Annotated in this window: 17 protein-coding genes; 8 read left to right on the forward strand and 9 right to left on the reverse strand. The window is 73.7% G+C overall.

The window, feature by feature from the left end; genetic code table 11:
• Positions 1-65 precede the first annotated feature (65 nt).
• The 5 genes from IF27_RS27800 to IF27_RS27820 form a co-directional block, all read right to left on the reverse strand.
• Positions 66-3,209, reverse strand: a complete 3,144-nt coding sequence (locus IF27_RS27800) for an alpha-mannosidase (protein WP_052852617.1) — start codon at positions 3,207-3,209, stop codon at positions 66-68.
• Positions 3,210-3,211: 2 nt separating this feature from the next.
• Positions 3,212-5,191: a DUF2264 domain-containing protein gene (locus tag IF27_RS27805; protein ID WP_190233124.1), complete on the reverse strand. Its 1,980-nt coding sequence runs from the start codon at positions 5,189-5,191 to the stop codon at positions 3,212-3,214.
• Complete coding sequence (locus IF27_RS27810; RefSeq protein ID WP_052852618.1) at positions 5,188-6,807, reverse strand: extracellular solute-binding protein; 1,620 nt, start codon at positions 6,805-6,807, stop codon at positions 5,188-5,190. The genes IF27_RS27805 and IF27_RS27810 overlap by 4 nt, the downstream gene beginning before the upstream one ends.
• Positions 6,808-6,874: 67 nt before the next feature.
• Positions 6,875-7,774 carry a carbohydrate ABC transporter permease gene (locus IF27_RS27815; protein ID WP_052852619.1) on the reverse strand — a complete coding sequence of 300 codons (900 nt, stop codon included), beginning with the start codon at positions 7,772-7,774 and terminating at the stop codon, positions 6,875-6,877.
• On the reverse strand, positions 7,771-8,742 hold the full coding sequence (locus IF27_RS27820; protein WP_052852635.1) for an ABC transporter permease: 972 nt from the start codon (positions 8,740-8,742) through the stop codon (positions 7,771-7,773). Before IF27_RS27820 ends, IF27_RS27815 begins: the two co-directional genes overlap by 4 nt.
• Before the next feature lie 248 nt (positions 8,743-8,990).
• On the opposite strand from IF27_RS27820, the gene IF27_RS27825 reads away from it, so the two are divergent.
• Both IF27_RS27825 and IF27_RS27830 read left to right on the forward strand, forming a co-directional pair.
• Positions 8,991-11,195, forward strand: a complete 2,205-nt coding sequence (locus IF27_RS27825; protein ID WP_052852620.1) for an ROK family protein — start codon at positions 8,991-8,993, stop codon at positions 11,193-11,195.
• 184 nt (positions 11,196-11,379) lie between these two features.
• Positions 11,380-11,823 (forward strand): GNAT family N-acetyltransferase, encoded by a 444-nt coding sequence (locus IF27_RS27830; protein ID WP_052852621.1) that lies wholly within the window; start codon positions 11,380-11,382, stop codon positions 11,821-11,823.
• A gap of 34 nt (positions 11,824-11,857) precedes the next feature.
• Here the strand turns inward: IF27_RS27830 and IF27_RS27835 are convergent, their stop codons facing one another.
• From IF27_RS27835 to IF27_RS27845, 3 genes are all read right to left on the reverse strand, one after another.
• The gene (locus tag IF27_RS27835; RefSeq protein WP_052852622.1) at positions 11,858-12,211 is read right to left on the reverse strand and encodes an antibiotic biosynthesis monooxygenase family protein; all 354 of its coding nucleotides are present in this window, start codon (positions 12,209-12,211) and stop codon (positions 11,858-11,860) included.
• Between the two features lie 124 nt (positions 12,212-12,335).
• On the reverse strand, positions 12,336-13,628 hold the full coding sequence (locus tag IF27_RS27840; RefSeq protein WP_190233125.1) for an RNA polymerase sigma factor: 1,293 nt from the start codon (positions 13,626-13,628) through the stop codon (positions 12,336-12,338).
• A complete protein-coding gene (locus tag IF27_RS27845) occupies positions 13,628-14,047 on the reverse strand; it encodes a YciI family protein (protein WP_052852623.1) in 420 nt (139 codons plus the stop codon). Before IF27_RS27845 ends, IF27_RS27840 begins: the two co-directional genes overlap by 1 nt.
• A gap of 310 nt (positions 14,048-14,357) precedes the next feature.
• On the opposite strand from IF27_RS27845, the gene IF27_RS27850 reads away from it, so the two are divergent.
• The 5 genes from IF27_RS27850 to IF27_RS27870 all read left to right on the forward strand — a co-directional run bounded on the left by IF27_RS27850 (position 14,358) and on the right by IF27_RS27870 (position 21,410).
• Complete coding sequence (locus IF27_RS27850; protein ID WP_110946306.1) at positions 14,358-16,100, forward strand: stealth family protein; 1,743 nt, start codon at positions 14,358-14,360, stop codon at positions 16,098-16,100.
• Positions 16,101-16,359: 259 nt separating this feature from the next.
• Positions 16,360-18,177 (forward strand): ABC transporter ATP-binding protein, encoded by a 1,818-nt coding sequence (locus IF27_RS27855; RefSeq protein ID WP_110946307.1) that lies wholly within the window; start codon positions 16,360-16,362, stop codon positions 18,175-18,177.
• 86 nt (positions 18,178-18,263) lie between these two features.
• Positions 18,264-19,424 carry an FAD-dependent monooxygenase gene (locus IF27_RS27860; protein WP_052852624.1) on the forward strand — a complete coding sequence of 387 codons (1,161 nt, stop codon included), beginning with the start codon at positions 18,264-18,266 and terminating at the stop codon, positions 19,422-19,424.
• The gene (locus tag IF27_RS27865; RefSeq protein WP_052852625.1) at positions 19,424-21,007 is read left to right on the forward strand and encodes a hypothetical protein; all 1,584 of its coding nucleotides are present in this window, start codon (positions 19,424-19,426) and stop codon (positions 21,005-21,007) included. Before IF27_RS27860 ends, IF27_RS27865 begins: the two co-directional genes overlap by 1 nt.
• Complete coding sequence (locus IF27_RS27870) at positions 21,000-21,410, forward strand: hypothetical protein (RefSeq protein WP_052852626.1); 411 nt, start codon at positions 21,000-21,002, stop codon at positions 21,408-21,410. Before IF27_RS27865 ends, IF27_RS27870 begins: the two co-directional genes overlap by 8 nt.
• Positions 21,411-21,437: 27 nt before the next feature.
• Here the strand turns inward: IF27_RS27870 and IF27_RS27875 are convergent, their stop codons facing one another.
• Positions 21,438-23,072 (reverse strand): ABC-F family ATP-binding cassette domain-containing protein, encoded by a 1,635-nt coding sequence (locus IF27_RS27875; protein WP_052852627.1) that lies wholly within the window; start codon positions 23,070-23,072, stop codon positions 21,438-21,440.
• Between the two features lie 357 nt (positions 23,073-23,429).
• Here IF27_RS27875 and IF27_RS27880 point away from each other — a divergent pair, with 357 nt between their 5' ends.
• A complete protein-coding gene (locus IF27_RS27880) occupies positions 23,430-24,356 on the forward strand; it encodes a phosphotransferase (protein WP_052852628.1) in 927 nt (308 codons plus the stop codon).
• The last annotated feature ends 202 nt before the right edge of the window (positions 24,357-24,558 follow it).

Genomic DNA, 24,558 nt, shown 5'->3' on the forward strand with positions numbered 1-24,558 from the left:
CCACGTCACGCGCACCCCGCGACGGCCGGGCCGTCGCGGGGTGCAGGAGAGGGGTGCGGGAGGGGTCACGTCCTGCGGGTGACCGGCCGGGAGCGCGTCAGGCGGAGCGTGCGGATCTCGAAGGGCCGCAGCCGCAGGGCGACGGCGCCGGTCGGGGTGAGGGGTTCGGGGTCGGGCGCCGGGTTCTCCAGCAGGTCGCAGGTGTACGCCTCCCCCAGCGCGAAGGACGTCCCGAGCGTGACGGACGCGGCGCCGCCGTGCGCCTCGTAGAGCCGCACCACGAGGTCGCCCGAGCGGTCGTCCGCCAGTTTCACGGCCTCCACGACCACCTGGTCGTCGTCCAGCGCGACCAGGGGTTCCGCCACGGCGCGGCCGGGCACGGCCCGCAGCGGGATGTTCAGGTCGTGCCCCCCGGCGAGCGCGGCGCCCAGGTCGGCACCGGCCTCCAGGGCGTACGTGAACCGGTGGCGGCCCGCGTCGGCGAGCGGGTCGGGGCTGTGCGGGGAGCGCAGCAGGCTGAGGCGTACGGTCGTCGTCGTGCCGCCGTCGGGCCGGGTGTCGCGGGCGACGTCGTGCCCGTAGGTGCTGTCGTTCAGCAGCGCCGCGCCCCAGCGGTGCTCGCCCACGTGGACCCAGCGGTGGTTCCACAGTTCGTGACGCGCCGCCTCCCAGCTGGTGTTGGTGTGCGTGGGGCGCCGTACGTGGCCGAACTGGATCTCCGCGCTCTCGTGTTCCGCGTGGACGTCCATCGGCCAGGCGGCCTTGAGCACGGTGTCGCGTTCCTGCCAGTCGATGTCGGTGCGCACCGTCAGGCGCCTGCTGCCCGCGGCGAGTTCGAGGTGCTGGACGAGGAGTGAGTCGCCGAAGGCACGCTCGACGCGGACGGCGGCGACGTACGGCCCGGCGTCCGCGAGGGTGACGGACTTCGCGTCCGTGAGGTCCGTGACGGTGGCGCGGTAGGTGTGGTCGAGGTTCCAGGCGCTCCACTTGGTGGGCAGGTCGGGGTGGAGCTGGAGCAGGTTGCCCGCCGCGCCCGGGGCGATGACGTCGCGGTCGGCCGTCCGGTCGTACACCGAGCGCACGAGCCCGTCGCCGTCGATCCGCACGCGCAGCAGGCCGTTGTCGAGGACGATGCCCCCGGCGGTGGTCCCGGCCTCCACGCCCAGGGGCGCGCCGCCCGTGGCGCCGCCGGCCGGTGCGGCCCCGGCCGCCGGTACGTCGGCGGGGACGGCGATCCGTCCGTCGGACAGCCGCTGCGCCCCGGCGGGCGCGGAGGTCCCGGCCGGGAGCAGGGCGACGCCTTCGCGGCGGAACGAGCCCGCGTTGAAGACGCTCAGCGCGCCGTCGCCCGGCGTGCCGGTGGTGAGGGCGGCCAGCGCGGTGGCGACGATCTCCTCAAGCTCCGCGTGGATCTCGCCGTAGGAGCGCTCCGCCTCCTGGTGCACCCAGGCGATCGACGTGCCGGGCAGGATGTCGTGGAACTGGAGGAGCAGGACGCGCTGCCAGAGCCGTTCGAGCCGTTCGTACGGGTACTCGGCGCCCGTGCCGAACGCCGCGGTGGCCGACCAGAGTTCGGCCTCACGCAGCAGCGCCTCACTGCGCCGGTTGCCGCGCTTGGTGCGGGCCTGGCTGGTGTACGTGCCCCGGTGGGTCTCCAGGTACAACTCGCCGCGCCACACGGGCGGGTCGGGGTACTCCTCGCGTGCGGCGGTGAAGAAGGCGTCGGGGGACTCGACGCTGACGCGGGGCGAGCCCTCCAGGTCGCGCAGCCGCCTGGCCCGTTCCAGCATCTCGGGGGTGGGCCCGCCGCCGCCGTCGCCGTGGCCGAAGGGGGCGAGCGAGCGGGTCGCGACGCCCTTGTCGGCGAAGTTGCTCTCGGCGTGGGCGAGTTCGGCGCCGGTGAGTTCGGCGTTGTAGCTGTCGATGGGCGGGAAGTGCGTGAACACGCGCGTTCCGTCGATGCCTTCCCACTGGAACGTGTGGTGGGGCAGGCGGTTGGTCTCGTTCCAGGACAGTTTCTGGGTGAGGAACCAGTTGGCGCCCGCCAGCTTGGCGAGCTGCGGGTAGGCGGCGGTGTAGCCGAAGGAGTCGGGCAGCCACACGCCGTCGGTCTCGACGCCGAGTTCGCGGGCGAAGAAGCGGCGGCCGTGGACGAGTTGGCGGGCCAGGGCCTCGCCGCCCGGCAGGTTGCCGTCCGCCTCGACCCACATGGAGCCGACCGGGGCCCAGGTGCCGTCGGCGACGGCCTGCTTGACGCGGGCGAAGATCTCGGGCCTCGCCTCCTTGATCCAGGCGTACTGCTGGGCGGAGGAGCAGGCGAAGACCAGCTCGGGGTACTCCCGGGCGAGGGTCGTCATGTTGGTGAAGGTGCGGGCGCACTTGCGGACGGTCTCGCGGATCGGCCACAGCCAGGCGGAGTCGATGTGGGCGTGGCCGACGGCCGTGATCCGGTGGGCGGACGCGTGGGCGGGGCGGGACAGGACGTCGGCCAGGGCCGCGCGGGCGCGGTGCGCGGTGCCGGGGATGTCGCGGCCGTCGATGGACTCGACCGCGTCCTCCAGGGCGTGCCTGATCCCGTGGCGGCGGGGGCTGTCGGCGGGGAGCTGCCGCATCAGCTCGTCGAGGACGGTCATGTCGTGCAGCAGATGCCACACGTCCTCGTGGCGGACGGCGATCTCGGCGGTCCGCAGCCGGTACAGCGGGGTGTCCCCGGCGGTGGCGAGGTCGCCGAAGTGGGTGCCGATGCCCGCGCTGCCGATGATCGGCGGGTTGGCGGCCAGCTCGATCAGGAGGTCGATCGGGTCGCCGCCGGTGGCGTTCTCGGTGAGCAGGACGGTGCGGTGGTAGGGGTGGAGGCCCTGGAGGGGGGTGCCGTCCGCGAGGTGGACGAGCCCTTCCGCCTGGCCGCCCGGCCCCTTGGTGTAGTCGAAGTCGAGGTCGAAGACGCCTTCGACGCGGCGGCCCGCCCACGCGGCCGGGACGGTGGCGCGGGCGCGCAGCCAGGTCGTGGCCCAGGGTCGGCCCCAGGTGTCGCCGAGGGTGAACGGCTCGTAGGCGGCGGCCTGCGCCTCCGCCAGCGTGACGGGTTCGCCCGGCACGCGCCAGGCCGACAGGTCGAACGGGACGGGCGGGCCGTGGAGGGCGGGGGTGAGCCGGGTGCGCAGGAAGGTGGCGATGCGGTCTTCGGCGAGGTGGCGATGGTCGTGCACGGTCAGCGTGCCTCCGTCGGGTGGGGTGCGGCGGGGAGGACGAGGGTGTCGTGGGTCCCGTCCGGCCAGGCGAGCGTGATGTCGCTCTCCGGTCCGCCGTCGGCCGCCGGGGTGACGGCGAGGGTGGGCAGGTGTGCCGCGTCGAGCGGCGCGCCGCCGAGGTGGACGGCGGCGGCGTGGACGACGCCGAGGCGTACGGCGCCGGTGGTCGTGAGCTGGGGGACCGCGGAGCGCGGGCCGAGGGGGCTGGTGTTCTCGGACGGTGTCACGGCCGCCCGCCCGAGCCCGCGCAGGCCCGCCACGGTCGAGGTGAGGCCGCCCGTACCGGTGACGGCCGCGTGGGCGGGCGCGCCGGGGGCCTCGTCGCGGGCCGTGCCGCCGTCGTGGCCGGTGAGGGGCCAGCCGCCGAACCTGAGGGTCAGCGGCAGGTCGTGGTCGCCGGGGCCCGCCGGGTCGGCGCGCGCGAGCCGGATCTCGACGGGGCCGCGCAGCACGGAGGCGACGGTCAGCCACGGGCCGAGGCGGTGGTCGGTGTCGGGGCCGCCGAACGGGTCCCACTCCTCGTCGGCGGGCCAGTGCGCGCGGCTGCGGGAGACGCCGGTGGTGACGGTGTGCCGGAGGCGTTCCAGCGGTCGGCGGTGGGCGGCGCGGCCGTCGGCGTCCACCAGCGTCACCGTGGAGTCGAGGGGCCCGCCGGCGGGGTCGGCGGGCATCTCGGGGGACGTGTGGGTGGAGTGGGCGAGGCGGGCGTAGACCGGGTCGTCGGAGACGAGGCGGGCCGGGTCGGCGTGGTCGCTGCCGTGGTTGACGACGCGCACGACGCCGTCCGCCGCCGTGCCGACCGCCGTCCAGCCGGGCGCGGTGAGGACCCGGGTGAAGTCGGCCTGTTCGACGGGAAGGGGCGCGTGGGGCGCGGTCCAGACGGGGTGGTCGGGGGGCAGCAGCAGCCCGGCGAAGCCCTTGGACGCCCAGTAGGGCGAGGCGGGGCCCGAGTAGACCTGCGTGATGCGGGAGAACGCGTGGTGCCAGCCGAGGCTGAGCAGGCCGTCGCCGTCCACGGCGCCGTGGTCGAGGAAGTGGCCGAGCATGCCGTCCGTGATGCGGTGGGTGAGGCCGGGCTCCAGCGGTGTGGCGTCGAACAGGGCGCCGGTCCAGACGGGGGCGAGGGCGGCGAACCGGTAGGTGAGGGAGCGGCCCTGGATCAGCGGGGAGCCGTTGGCGCCGATCAGGTGGGCCTGGTCGGTGAGGAAGCGGCGCAGCCGGGCGCGGTAGCGGTCCAGGAGCCCGGGGGGCGCGTCGGGGCCCAGGATGCGGCAGAACCACAGCGGGTAGAAGTGCATGGCCCAGCCGTTGTAGTGGTCGTAGTTGCGGTGGGCACCGCCGCTGAGGCCGTCGGAGTACCAGCCGTCGCCGGTGTACCACCGGTCGGTCAGCTCGACGGTGCGTTCCAGGTCGGCGGGCGACCAGGAGCCGCCCGCGGTGCGGGCGAACGCCTCGGTGACGGCCTGGAACCAGATCCAGTTGTTGCCGGGCATCGCGTCGCCGACCATGTGGCCGAGCCAGGTGAGGACGTGCTCCTGGGTGCGGGGGGTGAGCCGGTCCCAGATCCAGGGGCGGGTCTCGTGCAGGGCGAGGGCGATGGACGCGGCCTCGACCTTTGCCTGGTTGCGTTCGTCGAAGCGCGGCCAGCGTTCGGGGCTGTCGGGGTCGGCGCCCGCGGCGAGGCCCTCGGCGTACCACTCGGCGAGGTGGTCGGGGTCGGCGCCGCCCGCGCCCGCGAGGCGGAACGCGGCCAGCAGGAACGTGCGGGCGAAGCCTTCGAGGCCGTCGCTCCAGCGGCCGTTGGCGCTGGCGGGTCCGGGGAGGTGGACGAGGGCGTGCCGCTGGGTGGCGTGCGCGCGGGGGGCGCGCAGCAGGGTGTCGGCCGTCCGCGTCCACCAGGCGTGGTCGCGGGGGGCCGGGGGGTCGGTGGGGCTGGTCACTGGAAGCTCTCCCAGGATTCCTCGAACTCGGCGCGGATCTGGTCTCCGGCCTCGCGCCGCCAGTCGGCGATGACGCCGTCGAAGGAGGCGACGGAGGCCCGGCCGCGCATGACGGCCTTCACCTCGTCCAGCACGCGCAGTTCGAGCTGGTCGCCGCGCGAGACGGCGGTGTCGGAGTAGAGCCCTTCGGCCGGGTTGGGCGTCAGGACGTCCACGGCGCGCTGGTGGAAGCTGTGCTGCCGTTGGACGACGTCGGGCCATTCGGGGAGGTAGAGGGCGCCGGGCGCGTCGGTGACGAAGAGGGTCGGCAGGGTGGTCTCGACGGCGCCGGTGTCGGTGAGGATGGGGTCGGTGCCCTCCAGTTCGTGGTCCACGCCGCGGACGCCGTACTTGCGCAGCAGGTAGGCGTCCGTGCCGAACGGGGCGGCGAGCGCGTCGAAGGCGCGCAGCAGTTGGCGTATCCGCGCGCGGGGTGCCTTCTTGAGGACGAGGGTGGCGAAGCTGGAGAGCCCGGCCCAGTGGGTGCCGGTGCCGCCGTCGTAGCCGGGGGCGATCATGCCGTCCACCTCGAAGGGGCCGTCGGCGGTGGCGGCGTAGTTCCGGTAGTAGTCGTTCCAGGCGACGTTGCCGTCGTAGTTGATGGCGATCTGGCCGCTGGCGAACCAGTCCTTGAAGCGGCCGATGACGTTGAAGCCGTCGGGGTGGATGACGCCCGCCTCGTTGAGGCGGCGCATGGACTCCAGGGCGAGGCCGACCGTCTCGTCCTCAAGCCACCACTGGAAACGGCCGTTCTCCTCGCGCCACTTGTTGGGGGCGCCGAGCATTTCGAGGACGAAGTAGAACGTCGTCAGCGGGTCGCCGACGGCGTAGCGGTGCTGGTCGCGGTCGGTGAGGCCGATGCACAGCTCCTCGAACTCGGCGAAGTTGGCCGGCTGCGGGTTGAGCGACAGTTCGGCGACGCGGTCGGCGCGGTAGTACATGACGGACCCGGCGGCGGCGCGCGGCATGGGCAGGCCGTAGATGCCGCCGTTGTAGACGGTGGTGGCCCACGAACGGGTCGGTATGTTCGCCAGGTTGGGGTAGTCGCGGATGGCGCTGCCCGACAGGTGCTCGGTCAGGTCCTCGAAGAGCGCGTGGAACATGGCGGGGCGCTGCCCGGTCTGCGGCACGATCGCCATGGCGTCGGGCAGGTCGCCGCCCGCGACGACGACGGCGGTCTTGTTGGCGTAGTCGTTGACGGAGACGATCTCGAAGTCGAGGTCGGTGCCGAGGCTGTCGTTCAGGGCGCGCCAGTAGGTGTTGCGGTCGGGGGGCGGCGGCACCGGGTTGAAGATCAGCGTCATGACGGAGATGCCGTCGCCGCGCGCGGGCGGGCCGTCGGGGAAGGCGACGACCGGCTCGGCCGGGTAGTGGGCGTAGCCGCTCGGCACACCGGCCGCGGTGCCGGGCAGCGTGGTGGGGACGCCGTCGAACGGGATGTAGTCGGGCAGCTGCACGCGGGAGTTGAGGGAGGCGGGCGGCAGCTGCGGGCCGTCGCCGCAGCCCGCGAGGGCGAGTCCCGCGGTGAGGCCGAGGCCGCTGCCGAGGAGGGACCGGCGGGTCAGGCCGTGCCGCATGACGGGTTCCTTCCGTGGAGGCGGGTGGGAGCGGGGCGCAGGGGCGCGCGGAGGTCGGCCGGTGGCGTCATCCCTTGACCGCCCCGAGCATGACGCCCTTGTTCATGTGGCGTTGCAGGAAGGGGAAGATGAGCGCGACCGGGACGACGGACAGCACGAGGATCGCGGCCTGGAGCGCGTAGGAGGGCGGCAGCGCCGCGCCCGCGGCGGACGCCTCGCCCGCGCCGATCGTCGCGTTGTTGACGACGTAGGTGCGCAGGACCAGCTGCATGGGCCACTTGGCGGACTCGTTCATGTAGAGCATGGCCTGGAAGAAGGAGTTCCAGTACGAGACGGCGTAGAAGAGGCCGACGACCGCCAGGGACGCCTTGGACAGCGGTATCACCACGCGCCACAGGGTCTGGAGTTCCCCGGCGCCGTCGATGCGCGCGGAGTCGAGCAGTTCGCGCGGCACGCTCATGAAGAACGAGCGGAGCACGATCACGTTGAAGGCGTTGATCATCATGGGCAGGATCAGCGCCCAGTAGCTGTTGATGAGCCCGAGTTCCTTGACCAGCAGGTAGCTGGGGATGACGCCGGGGACGAACAGCATGGAGAGGATCAGCAGCAGGAGGACGGGCCGGTGCCCGAACGAGCCGGGGCGGCTGAGGCCGTAGGCGAGGGAGGCGGTCGCGGCGAGGCTGAGGAGCGTGCCGACCAGGGTGACGCCCACGCTCACCGTCATCGCCCGCGACACCGTGCCGCCGTTCAGGATGGCGCGGTACGCGTCGAGCGACGGGTTGTCGGGCCACAGGACGTAGCCGCCGGTGGAGTTGACCTGCTGCGCGTCGGCGAGCGAGGTCGAGACGACGGATAGGAACGGGATGATCACCAGGAGGCAGCAGGCCAGCAGGACCAGGGACTTGAGGACGCGCCAGGCGGGCGGGGCGGGGGCGAGGCCCGGGACGGCGGATGTGGGACGGTTCATCGCTTCTTGTAGATCCCTTCCTCGCCCATCAGGTGGGCGATCTTGTTGGCTCCGAGGACGAGGGCGATGCCGACGATCCCCTTGACCAGCCCGACGGCGGCGCTCGCGCCCCACTGCCCGGCGACCAGGCCGTTGTTGTAGACGTAGGTGTCCAGCACGTCGCTGTCCTCGATGCCGATGGCCGTCTGCTGGAGGATGATCTGCTCGAACCCGACGCTCAGCGCGTCGCCGAGGCGCAGGATCAGCAGGAGCACGATCAGGCCGCGCAGCGCGGGCAGGGTGACGTGCCACGTCTGCCGCATGCGGCTCGCGCCGTCCATGGCGGACGCCTCGTACAGCTCGTTGTCCACGCGGGACAGGGCGGCGAGGAAGAGGATCATGCCCCAGCCCGCGTCCTTCCAGATGACCTGGGAGGTGAGGAGGGCCATGAACAGGTCCGGGTTGCCGATGATGTTCCAGGTGCCCATGTCCCGGGCCTGGAGGAACACGTTCACCAGCCCCGAGTTGCCCAGCATCTGCTGGAAGATCGCGACGACGACGACCCAGGACAGGAAGTGCGGCAGGTAGAGGATGTTCTGCACGACGCGCTTCACGCGTTCGCCGACCATCGTGTTCAGCAGCAGGGCGAGGGCGATCGGCACGGGGAAGACGAACACGACCTGGATCAGCGTGAGTTGCAGCGTGTTGGCCAGGGCCCGCAGGAACGCGTCGTCGCCGTTGAAGATGATGTCGAAGTTGTCGAAGCCGACCCACCGGCTGTCGGCGATGCCGATGAACGGCTGGTAGTCCTGGAACGCGATGACGTTGCCGAGCAGCGGGACGTAATGGAACAGCAGGAGCACGGCCGTTCCCGGCAGGACGAACCAGAACAGCGCCATGTCACGCCGTGTGCGGGTGCGCCGTGCGCGTCCGGTGGCACCCGCCGGATCGGGGGCACGGCGCCTGGCCGGTCGTTCGATGGTGGTCATGCCGTCCCCTTCGGTCCGCGGTGTCCGCGAGGTGGCCCCGTGCCACGCGCCGGTCATGTAAATCCAATGGATTGACTCTCGTCAATGGTTCTGACTTCGGATATTTACATGAGGGCCAAGACCTGCCCGCTCAATAGGCATTGATCACCAGAAAACGACCAGCGGGTAAGTGACCGCGGCCAGCGATCCACACTCGGTGGCCAGTTAGTACTTTTGCGCGCGGCGGAAGAACGGTGTTGTATGTGGCCATGCATGACGTCCCGAAACTGGTCCTGACGCCCATCCAGCGCGAGGCGCTGCGCAGTTGGTCGCGCGAGCGGCCGGGCCGGGACGTCCGGGCCCGGATCGTCCTGGACGCGGCGGACGGCGTCCCGGTCTCCGACAGCGCCCGCGCGCTCGGCGTGTCCCGGCCGACGGTCTCCTCCTGGCGCGCCCGGTACGCGGACCTGGGGCTCCCCGGCCTCGAACACCGCCCGCGCGCGGGCCGTCCGCCCCGTATCGACGAGGCCGAGGTCGTCGCCTCGACCCTGGCCGGGCCTCCCCCGCCGCGCCCCTCCTGGTCGGCACGCTCCCTCGCCGAACACCTGGGGATGTCGCACACGACGCTCGGCGCCGTCTGGCGCCGCTGGGGCGTGGACGGCGAGGGCGCCTCCCCCGTCACCCTGCCCACCTCACCCCCGCTGACCTGCCGGGAGCCGCTGCTGCTCGGCCTGTGGCAGCAGGCGGACTCGGCGGTGGTCCTGCTGGCCGAGGTGCCGCCGGGCCGTTCCGTCGCCGCGGCGGCGCCGTTCGTGCCCGCCCCGGCGGACGAACGGCAGGCGCTCGCCGCCACGCTCGCCGCCGCCCTCCCGGGCACGGGCACGGGCGCCGACGCCGACGCGGAAGCCGTCACCGACGGGGTCACCGAGGAGGGCGGCGCCGCGCTGTCCGGGCTGCTGGCCGCCGTGCGCGACGAGTACCGCGGCCTGGCGGTGCACGCGATCGCCCTCGGCGGCGCCGCCTCCGCCACGGCGCGCGGCGGTCAGCGCGCGGCGGGCCCGGAGACGTGGCACACGGCGGGCGAGTCCATGAGCTGGGCCGCGACGCTGGCCGTCGTCTGCCAGTTGCAGCTGCGCCACAGCCCGTCGTCGGCGGGGCCCGTCCACCACTCGCTGGTCGAGGCCCTGCACGCCCGCGCCGGTCGGGCGCTGGTGTGGCGGCGGCCCAGCGGCGGGGCCGTGACCGAGCCCCAGGCCCTCGCGCCCCGCGCGTTCGACCAGTTGGCGCTCGGCTCGTTCAACGAGAAGCTGGTCATCGAGTCGATCAGGGAGGCCGGTTCGCTCAGCCGCGTGGAGATCGCCCAGCGCACCGGGCTCACGCCGCAGGCGGTCTCCCGTATCACCCGCAACCTGCTGACCTCGTCGTTCCTCGTCGAGGACACCGTGCGGCCCGGCATCAAGGGCAAGCCGCGGGTGCCCCTGCGGCTGCGGGCGGACGCCGCCTGCGCCCTCGGCATCCACCTCGACCCGGAGATGATCACGCAGGTGGTGGTTGACCTGTGCGGCGGCGTGCGTGACCAGCGGGTCCTGCCGCTGCACGGGCGCACGGACCCGGCCTCCGTCATCGACAGCATGACGCGCCTCGCCCGCGAGGCCATCGCGTCGGGGGCGGTCTCCGACCCGCTGCTCGGCATCGGCGTGGCCGTGCCTGGCCCGCTGGACGCGGGCGCCGGAGTGCTCTGCGACCCGCCGCTGTTCGAGGGCTGGCGCGACGTGCCGCTGCGGGCCGCGCTCACCGAACGGCTCGGCGTGCCGGTCACCGTCGAGAAGGACGCCACGGCGGCGGCCATCGGCGAGCGCTGGATCGGCGCGACCGAGCGCTCCGGGGACTTCATCTACCTCTACCTGGGCACGGGCGCCGGGGCGGGCGCGTTCCTCAACGGCGACGTGTACCGGGGCCGCACCGGCAACGCGGGCGAGTTCGGCGAGCTGTGCGCCCTGTCGCTCGGGCTCGCCGACCCCGAGGCGGAGCAGCGGGTCAGGGTGCCGGAGTGCGCGCCCATGTCGGCCGCCCTGGGGAAGGCGGCGGCGGCCGGGCTGCGGCTGCCGGACGCGCCGGGACGGTACGAGCGGCTGTGCGCGGCGGCGGCCGAGGGCGACGAGCGGGCCGTGACCGCGATCCGGGAGGTCGCGAAGGTCCTGGCCAGGGGGGCGACGGGGATGATCGACCTGCTGGACACGACGCTGCTGATCGTGGGCGGGCCCGCCGTGCCGCCGTCCGTGGTGGACGTGTTCCTCACCGAGATGTCCGCCGCGGTCAACCGTTTCCCGCTGGCCCGCCGTCTGCGGCGCGTGCGCGTGGAGCACTCGGTCCTGAACGACTCGGCGGCTGCGGTCGGCGCGGCGTCGGGCGTCTTCCACTCCGCCTTCGCGCCGCGGCTGCGCACGCTGTCCCGCGCGGAGGCGGCCGTCTGACGGCGGCGCGGCAGGGAAAGTCTTTTACGCACCACCCGGCGCCCGCGCGGCCCCGGGCCGTCGTCGCTCCTGGTCAGCAACGAGCGTCGGGGCCGCGTACAGCCTGCCCCTGACGCCGAGCCACCGCCCGTCAAGCGCAAAAGACTTCCCGTCCACCGCGGACGAGGGCCTACCATGCGCCGTCGTGACCACTTACCGCGCGCACGACGACGGCTACGAGATCGACACCGACCCCGCCCGCCTCGACCTCGCCAGGGTGCACGACTGGCTCTCGACGGACGCCTACTGGGCCCTGGGCCGCAGCCGGGAGACGGTCGAGCGGGCGGCGCGCGCGTCCCTCAACTTCGGCGTGTACGCCCCGGACGGCGCGCAGGTCGCGTACGCGCGCGTCGTCACGGACCAGGTGACGTTCGCGTGGCTCTGCGACGTCTACGTCGCCCCCGCGCACCGCGGGAAGGGCCTCGGCGTCCGGCTGGCCGGGACGATCCGCGACCACCTGGCCCCGTACAACCTGAAGCGGGTGATGCTCGCGACGTACGACGCGCACGCCGTCTACGAGAAGGTGGGCTTCGGCCCCCTGCCCGAGCCGGAGATACTGATGGCCCTGCGCCCCGCCGAGGGCACGTGACCCACCGCCGCCCCCGGCAGGCCGGGCCCTGGACCTAGCCGCGCGTCCGCGGCCCCACCTCCCGCGTGACCGTGTAGGTGGGGACGCCGCTCATGCGCGGTTCGGCCTTGCCCGAGAGCCCTTCGAGCGCCGTCACGATGGCCGCCATCCGGCCCTCCGTGTCGGAGGTCTCGACGAAAGCGCGGTAGTCGGCCTCGCTCGCCCAGTGCACGATGTTGTAGACGCGCGTGCCGTCCGTGCTCACGTGGAACCTGGCGGAGCGATAGCCGGGGTAGAAGCTCACCCAGCGCTCCTGGATCTCGGCGAAGACCTCGACCAGTTCCGCCTGGGTCGAAGGGCCATCGACGGTGTAGTCGATGATCGAGTAGAAACCGCCGTCGGTGCTCACAACTGTTCTCCTGCTGCCGGTGGGAAGGGGCCGGACGAGGCGTCCCGCGAGGGCGAGTCTGCGACCTGAACATGGCTTGAGGTCAAGCGCACCCCTGCGGCCCGGCCGGGCCCACTCCCCCCCGTCACCCCAGCGCGGCTGCCTTCCGCAGCAGCACGGCGCGCTCCGTGACGTTCCGGCACAGCCGGGCCGCCAGCTCCAGCTCGGCCCGCGCCTCCGCCGTCCTGCCGAGCCGCGCGAGCAGTTCGCCGCGCACCCCGGGGAGCAGGTGCGAGCCGGAGAGACGGCCCGACGCGGCCAGGTCGTCCACCAGCGCGAGCGCCTCCCCCGGGCCCTCCGCCATCGCCAGGGCGATGGCCCGGTTCAGCTCCACCACGGGCGAGGGCGCCACCCGCCCCAGCGCCTCGTACAGCAGCACGATCCGCCCCCAGTCGGTCTCCCCCACGGTGGGCGCCGCCGCGTGGCAGGAGGCGATCGCCGCCTGGAGCCCGTAGGGGCCGAGGCCCCGGCCCCCGGCGAGCGCGTGGCCCAGCTCGGCCACGCCCCGCCGGATCGCGGAGCGGTCCCACAGCCGCCGGTCCTGGTCCTCAAGGAGCACCGCCTCGCCGTCAGGCCCGGTGCGCGCCGGGAAGCGGGCGGCCGTCAGCTCGAAGAGCGCCAGCAGCGCGTGCGCCTCCGCCTCCTCCGGCACCAGCACGACCAGCGTGCGGCACAACCGGACCGCTTCGTAGGCGAGTTCGGGGCGCAGCAGCCGCTCGCCCGCCGTCGCGGTCGAACCCTCGGTGAAGATCACGTAGAGGACGCTGAGGACGCCGCCGAGCCGTTCGCGGCGCTCGTCGGCCGGGGGCAGCTCGAACGGCACACCGGCCGCCGCGATCGTCCTCTTCGCCCGTGTGATCCGCGCCTGCACGGTCGGCACGGGGACGAGGAACGCCCGTGCGATCTCCTCGCTCGACAGGCCGCCGACCGTGCGGAGCGTCAGCGCGACGCGCGCCTCGGGCGACAGCACGGGATGGCAGGCGATGAACATCAGCGCCAGGACGTCGTCCTCGATGCGGTCCGGGTCCCAGGGCAGGTGCTCCGTCCCGGCGGCGGCCGGGGCCGTCTCCCCCTCGGTGAGCCCGGCGGCGAGCGCCGCGTACCGCTCGTCGAGCGCGGAGCGGCGGCGGAAGACGTCGATGGCGCGCCGTCTGGCGGTCGCGAGGAGCCAGCCCACCGGGTCGCGCGGCGGGCCGTCGCGTGACCAGCCGACGAGTGCCTCGGCCAGCGCCTCCTGGGCGACGTCCTCGGCGAGCGGGAAGTCGCGCGTCCAGCGGGCCAGCGCGCCGACGATGCGGGCGGACTCTATCCGCCAGACGGCCTCGACGGCCCGCCGCGCCGCGTCACCGCCCGGCGGGCCGTCGTAGACCTGCGGCATCAGAGCTGACCGGTCCGCTCGCGCCAGGCGCGCTCCCGGACGATCCACTCGTTGTCCTGCGGGAACTCGTCGATGCCGGGGACCCGGCGGACCTCGCACTTGGAGCCGGGGAAGGCCGGGAGGCGCTTGCCCCACTCGACGGCCTCCTCCTTGGAGGCGACGTCGATCAGGTAGAAGCCGCCGAACAGCTCCTTGGTCTCGCCGTAGGGCCCGTCGGTGACCACCGGCGTCTCGCCGCCGAACTCGATCACGACGCCCTGCGACGGGTCCTCAAGCCCCTCGGCCGCCACCAGCACGCCCGCGCGGATCAGCTCCTCGTTGAAGCGGCCGACCGTCTCCAGCATCTCGTCGAACGACGCGTCGGCCATCTTGGCGTTGGTCTCGTCCGTGCCCCGCATGATCAGCATGTACTTCGGCATCCTCGTTCTCCCTTCGTGGGCGGGCCGCCGTCCGGCCCTCTCACAGCAAGGTCGGACGGGGCCGCGGCGGATCGACAGCGCGCCACGACATTTTTCCGCGGTCACGGCGCAGCGCCCCGGAAGGACACGTCCTCCCCACACTCGACGCGCGCCCCACCGGATGCCCCGCGACGGCCCACGGAGTGAACACATATGCTTCACGGAAGTACACCCGGGCCGCGGTCCGCGACTCCCCGGGTGTCCTTCTGGCAGGCCGGTCCCCGGGGGCGACCGGCTTCATCGGCAGCGCACAGGGAGGGCCGGTCCGGCCATGCAGACACGCGTCAAGGCACTGGGGGCACGTCTGCTGCCCGAGACCGTTCGCCAGGCACGCGCGGAACGGCGCGAGGCGGAGCGGGCCGAGGAGGCGGAGCGCAAGCGCGTGGAGCGTGTCGCGGAGCGGCGCCGCGAGCTGCTGCGGTCCGACCCCGAGATCCGTACGGTCGAGGTCGCGGGCACGGTCTTCCACGGCCGGACGGTGAGCCGCTTCAGCGCGGCCGACGCGGCGGCCCGGAACCTGGGCCTGGTCTGCGACGCGCTGGAGAGCGCCGACATCGACCACTTCCTCGTGCCGGGCCGCTCCCCGCTCCGCCATGTGGTCGGTGTCCGCCACGCGGACCGCAAGCGGCTGCTGTCCGTCATGCGCCGGACGTACGGCGGCGGCGCCCTGTACGCGGCGAAGGCCGGTGCCGATCCGCTCCCGGCCGACGCCGTGCTGTACGCCGACGGGTCGCTGCCCGCCGCGCTGAAGCGGCTGGACACGATCCGCTTCGGCGAGATCCTGCTGAGCCCGGCCGGGGCCGTGCTCGCCGACCTGGGGTACGGGTGCGAGGTCGAGTTCTGGCGCGACGGGGAGCGCTTCCTCGCGGACGCGCGGCGGGTCGAGCGGCGCGGCACGCTGCGCAGCCTGGCCCCGCCCGCGCTCGTCGCGGACGCGCTGGTGGCGCCGCGCGCCAACGCCGTGACCGACGTCCTGCCGACCGAGGCGCGCGTCCCGGCGACGCTCACGGTCGCGGGCCGCGCCCACCCGACGTACGAGGGCTTCGCCCAGCCGCGCATCGACGCCGTCGGCTTCCCCGTCGATGTCGTCTACACCTGGGTGGACGGGACGGACCCCGAGCTGGCGGCGCGGCGGGAGGCGTACCGCTCCGGCGGGGCGCCGTCGGGCATCAACGCGCGTGAGACGGGCGCGTCGCGCTACGAGAGCCACGACGAGCTGAAGTACTCCCTGCGCTCGCTGGAGATGTTCGCCCCGTTCGTGCGGACGGTCCACATCGTCACGGACGGGCAGACCCCGGCGTGGCTGGACACCGACGCGCCCGGCGTGCGGATCGTGGACCACAAGGAGATCTTCGCCGACCCTTCGGTGCTCCCCGTCTTCAACTCCCACGCGATCGGTGCGCAGTTGCACCGCATACCCGGCCTGTCCGAGCGCTATCTCTACTTCAACGACGACGTCTTCGTCGGCCGCCCGGTCGGCGCGGAGCACTTCTTCCACGGGAACGGGATCGCCAAGCTGCCGTTCGCGCCGTTCCAGATCGGTCTCGGCGCCCCGCACCCGGACGAGCCCGCGCCCAACTCCGCGGGGAAGAACTCGGCGCGGCTGATGCTGCGGGAGCACGGGCGGCTGATCGTCAACAAGTTCAAGCACGCCCCGCACCCGCAGATCCGCGCGGTGATGGAGGAGTTGGAGGAGCTGTTCCCCGAGGAGATCGCGCGCACCGGCGGCTCCCGGTTCCGTTCGCTGACGGACGTCGCGATGGCCTCGACCCTGCACCACCACCACGCGTACCTCACGGGGCGCGGGGTGCCGGGCACATACACGTTGCGGTACATCGACATCGGCAAGCCGGAGTCGGCCGAGGCCCTCGCCGAGGTGGCGGAGACCCGCCGCTTCGACTTCTTCTGCCTGAACGACGTCCAGACGCCGCAGGAGGAGAAGGCGAACGCCGCCACCCGCCTGCACTCCTTCCTGGAGTCGTACTTCCCCCTCCCCAGCCGCTTCGAGCGCTGACGCGCGGGGGCGGCGCCCGGCCAGGGGGCGGCGCGGCGCGGAAAAAACGCGTGGACTCGGCCGACGCCCGCGCGGCAGACTGACCTGCTGTGCCTCGGCGTTCACGGTGTGTCGCCGGAGGCCGCGCGCGCCACCTCCCGAGGGATCACCCGGGAGCGGGCGACCGCCGCACCACACATCACCGCGGCCGGTCGGTGCGTCGGCGACCCCTCGTCGGGACGTCACCCGCCAGGCCGCCGTACGACCGCCCTGGGGTGGAATGGGAACGCCTGCATTGCGTGAGAAACCGCCGGAAAAAGGATCTGTACTCCTCGCACTCCGCTACTACCTCGGGGAGTTGAAGCGGCTGCGGCGGCTGACGCTCCCCGGGATGCTGCTCCCGGCGCTGGGCAACATCGGCATCAACTACATCGCGCCGCTGGTGGTCGCGAAGCTGGTCGGCCGCGTCGCCGGTGACGCCGACACGTCCGTCGGCGCGACACTCCCCTACGTGTTCGCCTTCGCCGGCGTGCTGCTGCTCTCGGAGACGCTGTGGCGCATCGGCATGCACTGCCTCAACCGCCTCGACGCGAACGGCATCGAGCACCTGTACATCATCGGCATGGACGAACTGTTCGCCAAGGACGCCGCGTTCTTCCACGACAACTTCGCCGGGTCCCTGACCAAGCGGGTCCTGAGCTTCGCCTCCCGCTTCGAACAGTTCGTGGACACGCTGACGTTCTCGGTCATCGGCAGCCTCGTGCCCCTGGCGTTCGGCGCCGTGGTGCTGTGGAGCTACGAGCCGCTGCTCGTCGTCGGCCTCCTGACCGTCATCCTCGTGACGGCGCTGGGCGTCACGCCGTTGATCAGGCGCCGCCAGGCGCTCGTCGCCAAGCGCGAGGAGGCCATCGCCCGGGTCTCCGGGCATGTCGCCGACAGCCTCATGAACATGGACACCGTGCGGGCGTTCGCCGCCGAGGAGCGCGAGGCGGCCGAACACCGGTCCCGCGTCGCGGAGTCACGGCGGCTGTCGCTGCGGTCGTGGGACTACGGCAACCTGCGCATCGACACGCTGGTCGCGCCGATGTCCGTGCTGGCCAACGCGCTGGGGCTGCTGCTCGTGGTGACGCTCAGCGGCGGCGGGCTCGGCGTGGAGGCGCTGGTGGTGACCTTCACGTACTACAACAACGCGACCCGCATCATGTTCGAGTTCAACCGGATCTACCGTCACCTGGAGAACGCCATGACGGAGGCCGGGCAGTTCACCGAACTGCTGCTGACGCCCGCCACGGTGCGGGACCCGGTGGCGCCCGAGCCGGTGGCGTCCACGGCGGCGGCCGACGTCCGGTTCGAGCGGGTCTTCTTCACGCACGGGGGCGGGAAGCCGCTGTTCACCGGCCTCGACCTGGACGTGCCCGGCGGCTCGCGCATCGGGCTCGTCGGCCGCTCGGGCGGCGGCAAGACCACCCTGACGCGGCTGCTGCTGCGGATGACCGACATCGACACCGGCCGCATCCTGATCGGCGGGCAGGACATCAGCAGGATGAGCCAGGCGGACCTGCGCGGCCTGATCGCCTATGTGCCGCAGGACCCGGCGATGTTCCACCGCACCCTGCGCGAGAACATCGCGTTCGCCAGGCCGGGGGCCACCGATGCCGAGATCCGGCGCGCGGCGGACGCGGCGCACGTCACGCAGTTCGCCGACGCGCTGCCCGACGGCTTCGACACGATGGTGGGCGAGCGCGGCGTCAAGCTGTCCGGCGGACAGCGGCAGCGCGTCGCCCTGGCCAGGGCGATCCTGCGGGACGCGCCGATCCTGCTGCTCGACGAGGCGACCAGCGCCCTGGACTCCGAGAGCGAGGTCCTGGTGCAGGACGCCCTGTGGCGGCTCATGGAGAACCGGACGGCGCTGGTCGTCGCGCACCGGCTGAGCACGGTCGCGGGCATGGACCAGCTGGTCGTCCTGGACCGCGGGCGGATCGTCGAGCAGGGCACGCACCACGAACTGCTCGCGTCGGACGGCGCCTACGCGAAGCTGTGGAAGCACCAGTCGGGCGGCTTCCTGGACGAGTCCCCCGCGCCGGTCGGCCGGGACTGACGCGCGCGGGCCGGTCTTGAGCGACTGCTCAATCGGGGTTACCCTCGTATTGAGCAGTCGCTCAAATGTGCTCCTGGGGAGGGGACATGGCCGGTCGTACGGCGGTCGTCGTCGGTGGAGGACCAGGCGGGCTCGCCAGCGCCGTCGCGCTGGTGCGGCGCGGCTGGCGGGTGCGCGTCCTGGAACGGGACACGGACCGGGCCGACTCAGGAGCCGGTCTCTCGCTGTGGCCGAACGCGCTGCGGGCCCTCGACAGCCTGGGGCTGGCGTCCCGCGTCCACGCGCGCGGCGCCGTCGAGCGGCGCGGCACCCTGCGCGACCGTGCCGGGCGCCGGCTGGCCATGACCGACAATGCGGAGATCGAACGCCGCTACGGCTGGCCGCTGCTCGTCCTGCACCGGCGCGATCTGCTGCGCGTCCTCGGCGAGGCCCTGCCCCCCGGCGTCCTCCTGACCGGCGGCGCGGTGCGGGAGACGCACGCCGACGCCGACGGCGTCGTGGTGACCCACGACGGCGGGACGTGCCGCGCCGACCTGGTCGTCGCCGCCGACGGGCTGCACAGCGCCGTCCGGCGACAGTGGTGGCCGCAGGGCCGGGAACCACGCTACGCGGGACACACCGCGTGGCGCATGAGCACCGAACCGCTCGCGGAACCGCCGTCGGAGGGGGCGGCGACCTGGGGTAGGGGCGAGCGGTTCGGTTTCACGGCGCTGCCGGGCGGGCGCGTCTACTGTTTCGCGACGGCCACCGCCCCGCCCGGCGGCGCGACGGGCGACCCGCGCGCCGAACTCGCCGAGGTGCGGCGCCGGTTCGGGCACTGGCCAGGGCCCGTCCCGGCCCTGCTCGACCGGGTGCCCGCCGCGCGGGTGCTGCGGCACGACGTGTACGACCTGCCGCCGCTGCCCACCTTCACGCGCGGCCGGATCGCGCTGCTGGGCGACGCGGCCCACGCGATGACGCCGAGCCTCGGACAGGGCGCCTGCCAGGCGCTGGAGGACGCCGTCACCCTCGCCGCCTGTCTCGGCGGCGGGGAGGACATCGACGGGGCACTGGCCAGGTACGACCGGCTGCGGCGGCCCAGGACGCAGGCCGTCGTCCGCCGCTCGGCGCGGCTGAGCGGCGTCGGCCAGTGGGCCTGGCCACCCGCCGCCCACGCCCGTGACCTGGCCGCGCGCCTGACACCGGCCGCCGCGACCCTGCGGTCCATGGACACGGTCCTCGGCTGGTCTCCCACGGCGGTGGTCTGATGCCGGACTGGACGTACCAGCCGCTGCGCGGCGTCGCGGCCACGCTGCTGGGCGAACGGCGCTCGCAGCGCGTCGCGTTGCGCACGCTGGCCCGGGTCGGCTCGCTGCCGGGCGGCGGCCGGGTGATCGCCTGGGCGTTCGGCCACCGGCACCCGCCCGCGCTGCTGGGCGGCACGGCCGCGGGCGTCCGCGTGACGACGCGGCTCGGGGCCGTCGTGCCCCCGCGCCTCGCGTGGGACGCGGTACGCGCCATGCCGCCGCTCGGGGCCGGGCTGGTGGAGGTGGCGCCGGTCCGCCTCGGTGACGTGGCGGCCGTACGGGAGGCGGCGCGTGGCCGTCGCGTCCCGGTGCTGGCGCACGCGACGGGGCCCGACGCCGCCGAGGTCGCGGCGGCGCTGGCCCCGTACGTGGACGCCGTGCGCACGCGCCCCGACCCGCGGACACACGTGCTGACCTCGCCCGACGTCGCGGACGCCGCCCGCGCGCTCGCCGACCCGCAGGCGGTGGTCCTGGCCGCGCCGCCGGTGCTGGTGCGGGCCGGGCCCGGCTGGTTCGCGCGCGTCACGGAGGCCGCGACCCCGACCCTCCCCACTCCCCCGGTACGCGACATCGGCCGCGACCCGCGCCGCTGGCCCGCCTGGTGGTGGGGCGCGCTCGTCGGCGTCGGCATGGTCTGCGCGGGGCTCGGCGCCGCCGCGATCGCCCTCGGCCCGGTCCTGCTGTGGTACGACCGCGCCTACCTGGGCGCGGACGTGGCGGACCTGCACCACCTCAACCACCATCTCGTGCACTTCATCCGGCACGACCGCATCACCATGGCGGGCGCGATGGTCGCGCTCGGCGTGCTCTACACCGGGCTCGCCGTGGGCGGCATGCGGCAGGGGCGGCCGTGGGCCCGGCAGGCGTATCTCCTCTCCGGCTGGGTCGGGTTCGCCACGCTCCTCTACTTCGTCGGCGTCGGCTTCGTCGAGCCGCTGCACACGGCCCTCGCCGTCGTGCTCCTCCCCATGTTCCTGGCCGCGACCCGCCGTGAGCGGACGCCGCCGCGCTGGAGGGCGTGGCCCGAGGGCACGGAACGGGAGCGGAACCGGGCGCTGACCGGGCAGTTGCTGCTGATCCTGGCGGGCGTCGGCCTGCTGGTCGGCGGGATCGCGGTGTCGTCGGTCGGGCTCACGGGCGTCTTCGTCGGCAGCGACCTGGAGTTCCTGCACACGGGCACGGACGCGCTGCGGGCGGCGAATCCGCGTCTGGTGCCGTTCATCGCGCACGACCGGGCCGGGTTCGGCGGCGTGCTGACGTCAACGGCCGTCGCCGTCCTGCTGCTGAGCGCCTGGGGCTGGCGGCGCGGGGAGGCGTGGGTGTGGTGGTCGCTCGCCCTGGCGGCGGCGGCCGGTTTCCTGCCCGCTCTCGTCGTGCACGGCTCCATCGGCTACGGCGATCCCTGGCATCTGGCGCCCGTGCTGGCGGGGTTGGCGCTCACGGCGACCGGCCTCGCCCTGGCCAGGCCGTACCTGTGTGTCGGAGTGGCCAGGACGCGCACGGCGCCGACGCCCCGTGACCGTCAGGGAGCGGATCATGCGTGAACTGCGGTGGGTGCTACGGCTCGTCCTGGTGGAGCTGGCGCTGTTCGCCGTCGTCTGGGGTGCCTCGGGAGTGGTGCTGGTGGCGACCGGGGGAACTGGCGTCGGTGGCTTCCTCGGCCTGGTCCGCATCGGGGCGATGACGGTGATCCCGTTCAACACCCTGCTGGTCGTCGTGGCCGCGGCCGTGGCGCTGAACCGCCCCCGCACAAGCATCCGCCGGTTGCTGGCCGCGTTCCTGCTGCCGTTCCCCCTGGCGGTCATGCTCTGGTTCTCCTTCTTCGTCTGGCTGCAACTCGTCGTGCTCTGGGTGTGGTTGCCGGTGATCCTGCTGGTGTTCCTCGCACCGGAGGTCCCGGCCGACGCCGGACGGCCGCGGGCGGCCGACGACACCGAGTACCGCTGAGTGCCGTCGGCCGCGCCGCGCGGCGGGTCACTCCCCCGGTGCGCCCGTCTCCGTCAACCGGCCGCCGTCCAGGCGCAGCCACCTGTCCACGCCGATCCGCGCGAGGAACCGCTCGTCGTGGCTGACCACGACGAACGCGCCGCGGTAGGAGGTCAGGGCGCCCTCCAACTGGCCGACGCCGACGAGGTCCAGGTTGTTCGTCGGCTCGTCCAGCAGCAGCAACTGCGGGGCGGGCTCGGCGCACAGCACGCAGGCCAGGGTGGCGCGCAGCCGTTCGCCGCCGGACAGCGCGCCCGCGCGGAGGTGGGCGCGCTGCCCCCGGAACAGGAAGCGGGCGAGCAGGTTCATGCGTTCCGCCTCCGGCCGGTGCGGGGCGGCTGCGGTGAAGTTCTCCGCCACGGTGCGGTCGAGGTCGAGCAGGTCGAGACGCTGCGAGAGGTACGCGACGCGTCCGTCCGCCCGCCTGATCCGCCCGCCGTCCGGCGCGAGGCCGCCTTCGACCAGCCGCAGCAGCGTGGTCTTGCCCGCGCCGTTCGGGCCGGTCAGTGCGATGCGTTCAGGGCCGCGGACGGTGAGATCGACGCCCCCGGCCGCGAACTGGTCACGTCCGCCGCGCGCGGCCTGCAACTCCTCGCCGAGGAACAGGGTCCGCCCGGCGGGCACGTCGGTCTCGGGCAGGTCGAGCGTGAGGCGCTGGTCGTCGCGCAGGGAGCGCTCCGCCTCGTCGAGGCGCGCCTTGGCCTCGCCGACGCGGGAGGCGTGCGTCTGGCCCGCCCGCCCCGCCGACTCCTGGGCGCCCCGCTTCATGTTCCCGGCGAAGATGCGCGGCAGCCCCGCGCTCTTGAGGTTGCGGGCGGCGTTGCTCGCGCGCCGCTCCGCGCGTTCGCGTGCCTGCTGCATCTCGCGCTTCTCGCGCTTCAACTCCTGTTCGGCGTTGCGGACGTTCTTCTCCGCGACCTCCTGCTCCGCCCGCACGCTCTCCTCGTACTCGGTGAAGTTGCCGCCGTAGAGGCGAAGTTCGCCGCCGTCGAGCTCGGCGATGCGCTCCATGCGGTCAAGGAGGGCGCGGTCGTGACTGACGAGCAGCAGGCTGCCGTGCCAGTCCGTCAGCACGTCGTGCAGCCGGTGCCGCGCGTCGATGTCGAGGTTGTTGGTCGGCTCGTCCAGCAGCAGGACGTCGGGCCGCTTCAGCAGCTGGGCCGCCAGCCCGAGGGAGACGGCCTGGCCACCGCTGAGCGTGCCGAGGGCGCGGTCGAACGCGATCCCGGCGAGGCCGAGCCGGTCGAGCTGGGCGCGGGTGCGCTCCTCGATGTCCCAGTCGTCGCCGATGGTCGTGAAGTGCTCCTCGCGCACGTCACCGGACTCGACGGCGTTCAGGGCGCTGACCACCGCCGCGATGCCCAGGACCTCGGCCACCGTGAGGTCGGCGGTCAGGGGCAGCGTCTGCGGGAGGTAGCCGAGGGTGCCGTCCACGGAGACGGAACCGGCGGAGGGGCGCAGCTCCCCTGCGATGAGGCGCAGCAGCGTGCTCTTGCCCGCGCCGTTCGGGGCGACGAGGCCCGTGCGTCCCGGGCCCACGGTGAAGGACAGGTCCTGGAACACCGGCGTGTCGTCGGGCCAGGAGAAGGACAGGGTGGAGCAGATGACGGACGAACCGGACATGGAGGAGACCTCGGTGGTGAGGCGGGCGTGCGCACGGCACTGCCCGTGGCATGGGAGAAGGGGACGACTGAGCGGCCACGACGGCGGTGCTCCTGGGCACCGGCCGGTGGCCTGACAGACCGGGTCTCACCCGGAGATGTCGTCGTCACCCACCATGACTGGTCTCCTCCTGCGTACAACGGGTCCTTCGCCAGGGTAACAGCCGGCCGGATGTCCGGCGCCTGAACGCCTCCGCGCCCCGCGCGGGACGGCGTCGGGCGGGCACGGGAGCGCCGTGCCGCGCGCCAACTACACTGTGACCTGCGGTCATGGTGAGACGCGCGCCCTGGCGGGCGTGCGTCCCGAGGCGGGGAGATCATGGGAGAAGCGGGGCCGGACCGTGACGCCGCCCGCGCGGTCGCCGCGGCGGTCCTGGGGCGTGACCCGGGCCCGATGGCCCCGGCGGAGAGCGCTTCCCACCACGTGTACGTCGGCCGGGCCGTCGTCGTGAAACTCATCGAGGCGGACGGCCACCCGCGCCTCGGCCGCGAGATCGCCCTCGCGCCCCACCTGCCCGCCGGGCTCACGGCCCCGCTGCTCGGCAGCGGGCTGCACCGGCTCGGGACACGTGACGTCCGCTACGCCTGCTACGCCCGCGCCCCGGGGGCGTCCCCCGGCATGGGCATGCCCGGTGTGGACGGCGGCACCGCGCGCTCGCTGGCGGAGGCGGCGGTCGGGCGGCTCGGCCTGCTGCACGGCTGGACGCCGGACGGCGACGTCCGGCGGACGCTGGACGAGCCGCCCGACCACGGGGGGTTCGTCGGCCGGGCCGCGCTGCTCGCGGACATCGACGGGCTGCGGGCCCTGTCCGGGAGCGGAGCCGTACCGCGCCGTCTGCTCGACGGGCTGGCGGCGATCGCGGAGCGCGCGCCGCTGACCGCGCGGACCGTCGTGCCCGTGCACGCCGACTGCCACTGGGGGAACTGGCTCGCGAGGGGGCGGAGCGTGACGGCCCTGCTGGACTTCGAGTGGGCCCGGCTCGGCGAACCGGCCGACGACTGGTTCTTCCTGGCCCGGTTCAGCGGCCCGCACCGGGAGGCGGTCCTCGACGTCGTCGCGCGCGCGACGGCGACCCCGAAGGAGACCCTGCGGGCGCAGTGCGAGGTCCGCGAGGCGGCCCACCTCGCCTCCGACCTGCGGACGACCCTCGGCCGCTCCGCCGGGCAGGCGCGGTCGGCCGCCGACCGCCTGCGTGAGGTGCACGAACTCGTGACGGCGCGCCGCTGGTGGCCCCACGCCCGATGACCGTGGCCGCCCCGGGGCGTGTCTCTTTCGGGGGGTGTTGCGCCGTTGTCCGGCGTGGCGGGGCGTCGTTGTGATTGCCTGACGGAACGTGATCGCCTGGGTGCAGGGGGTGGGGTTCGTGGGGCGTCCGTCCGACTGGAGTCCGTTGGGGCTCGACGGTGATCCGACGCCGGGTGATCCGGCGGAGGTGCGTGAACTCGCG

The sequence above is a fragment of the Streptomyces avicenniae genome, assembly GCF_000719135.1.
In the GTDB taxonomy this organism is placed as follows: domain Bacteria; phylum Actinomycetota; class Actinomycetes; order Streptomycetales; family Streptomycetaceae; genus Streptomyces; species Streptomyces avicenniae.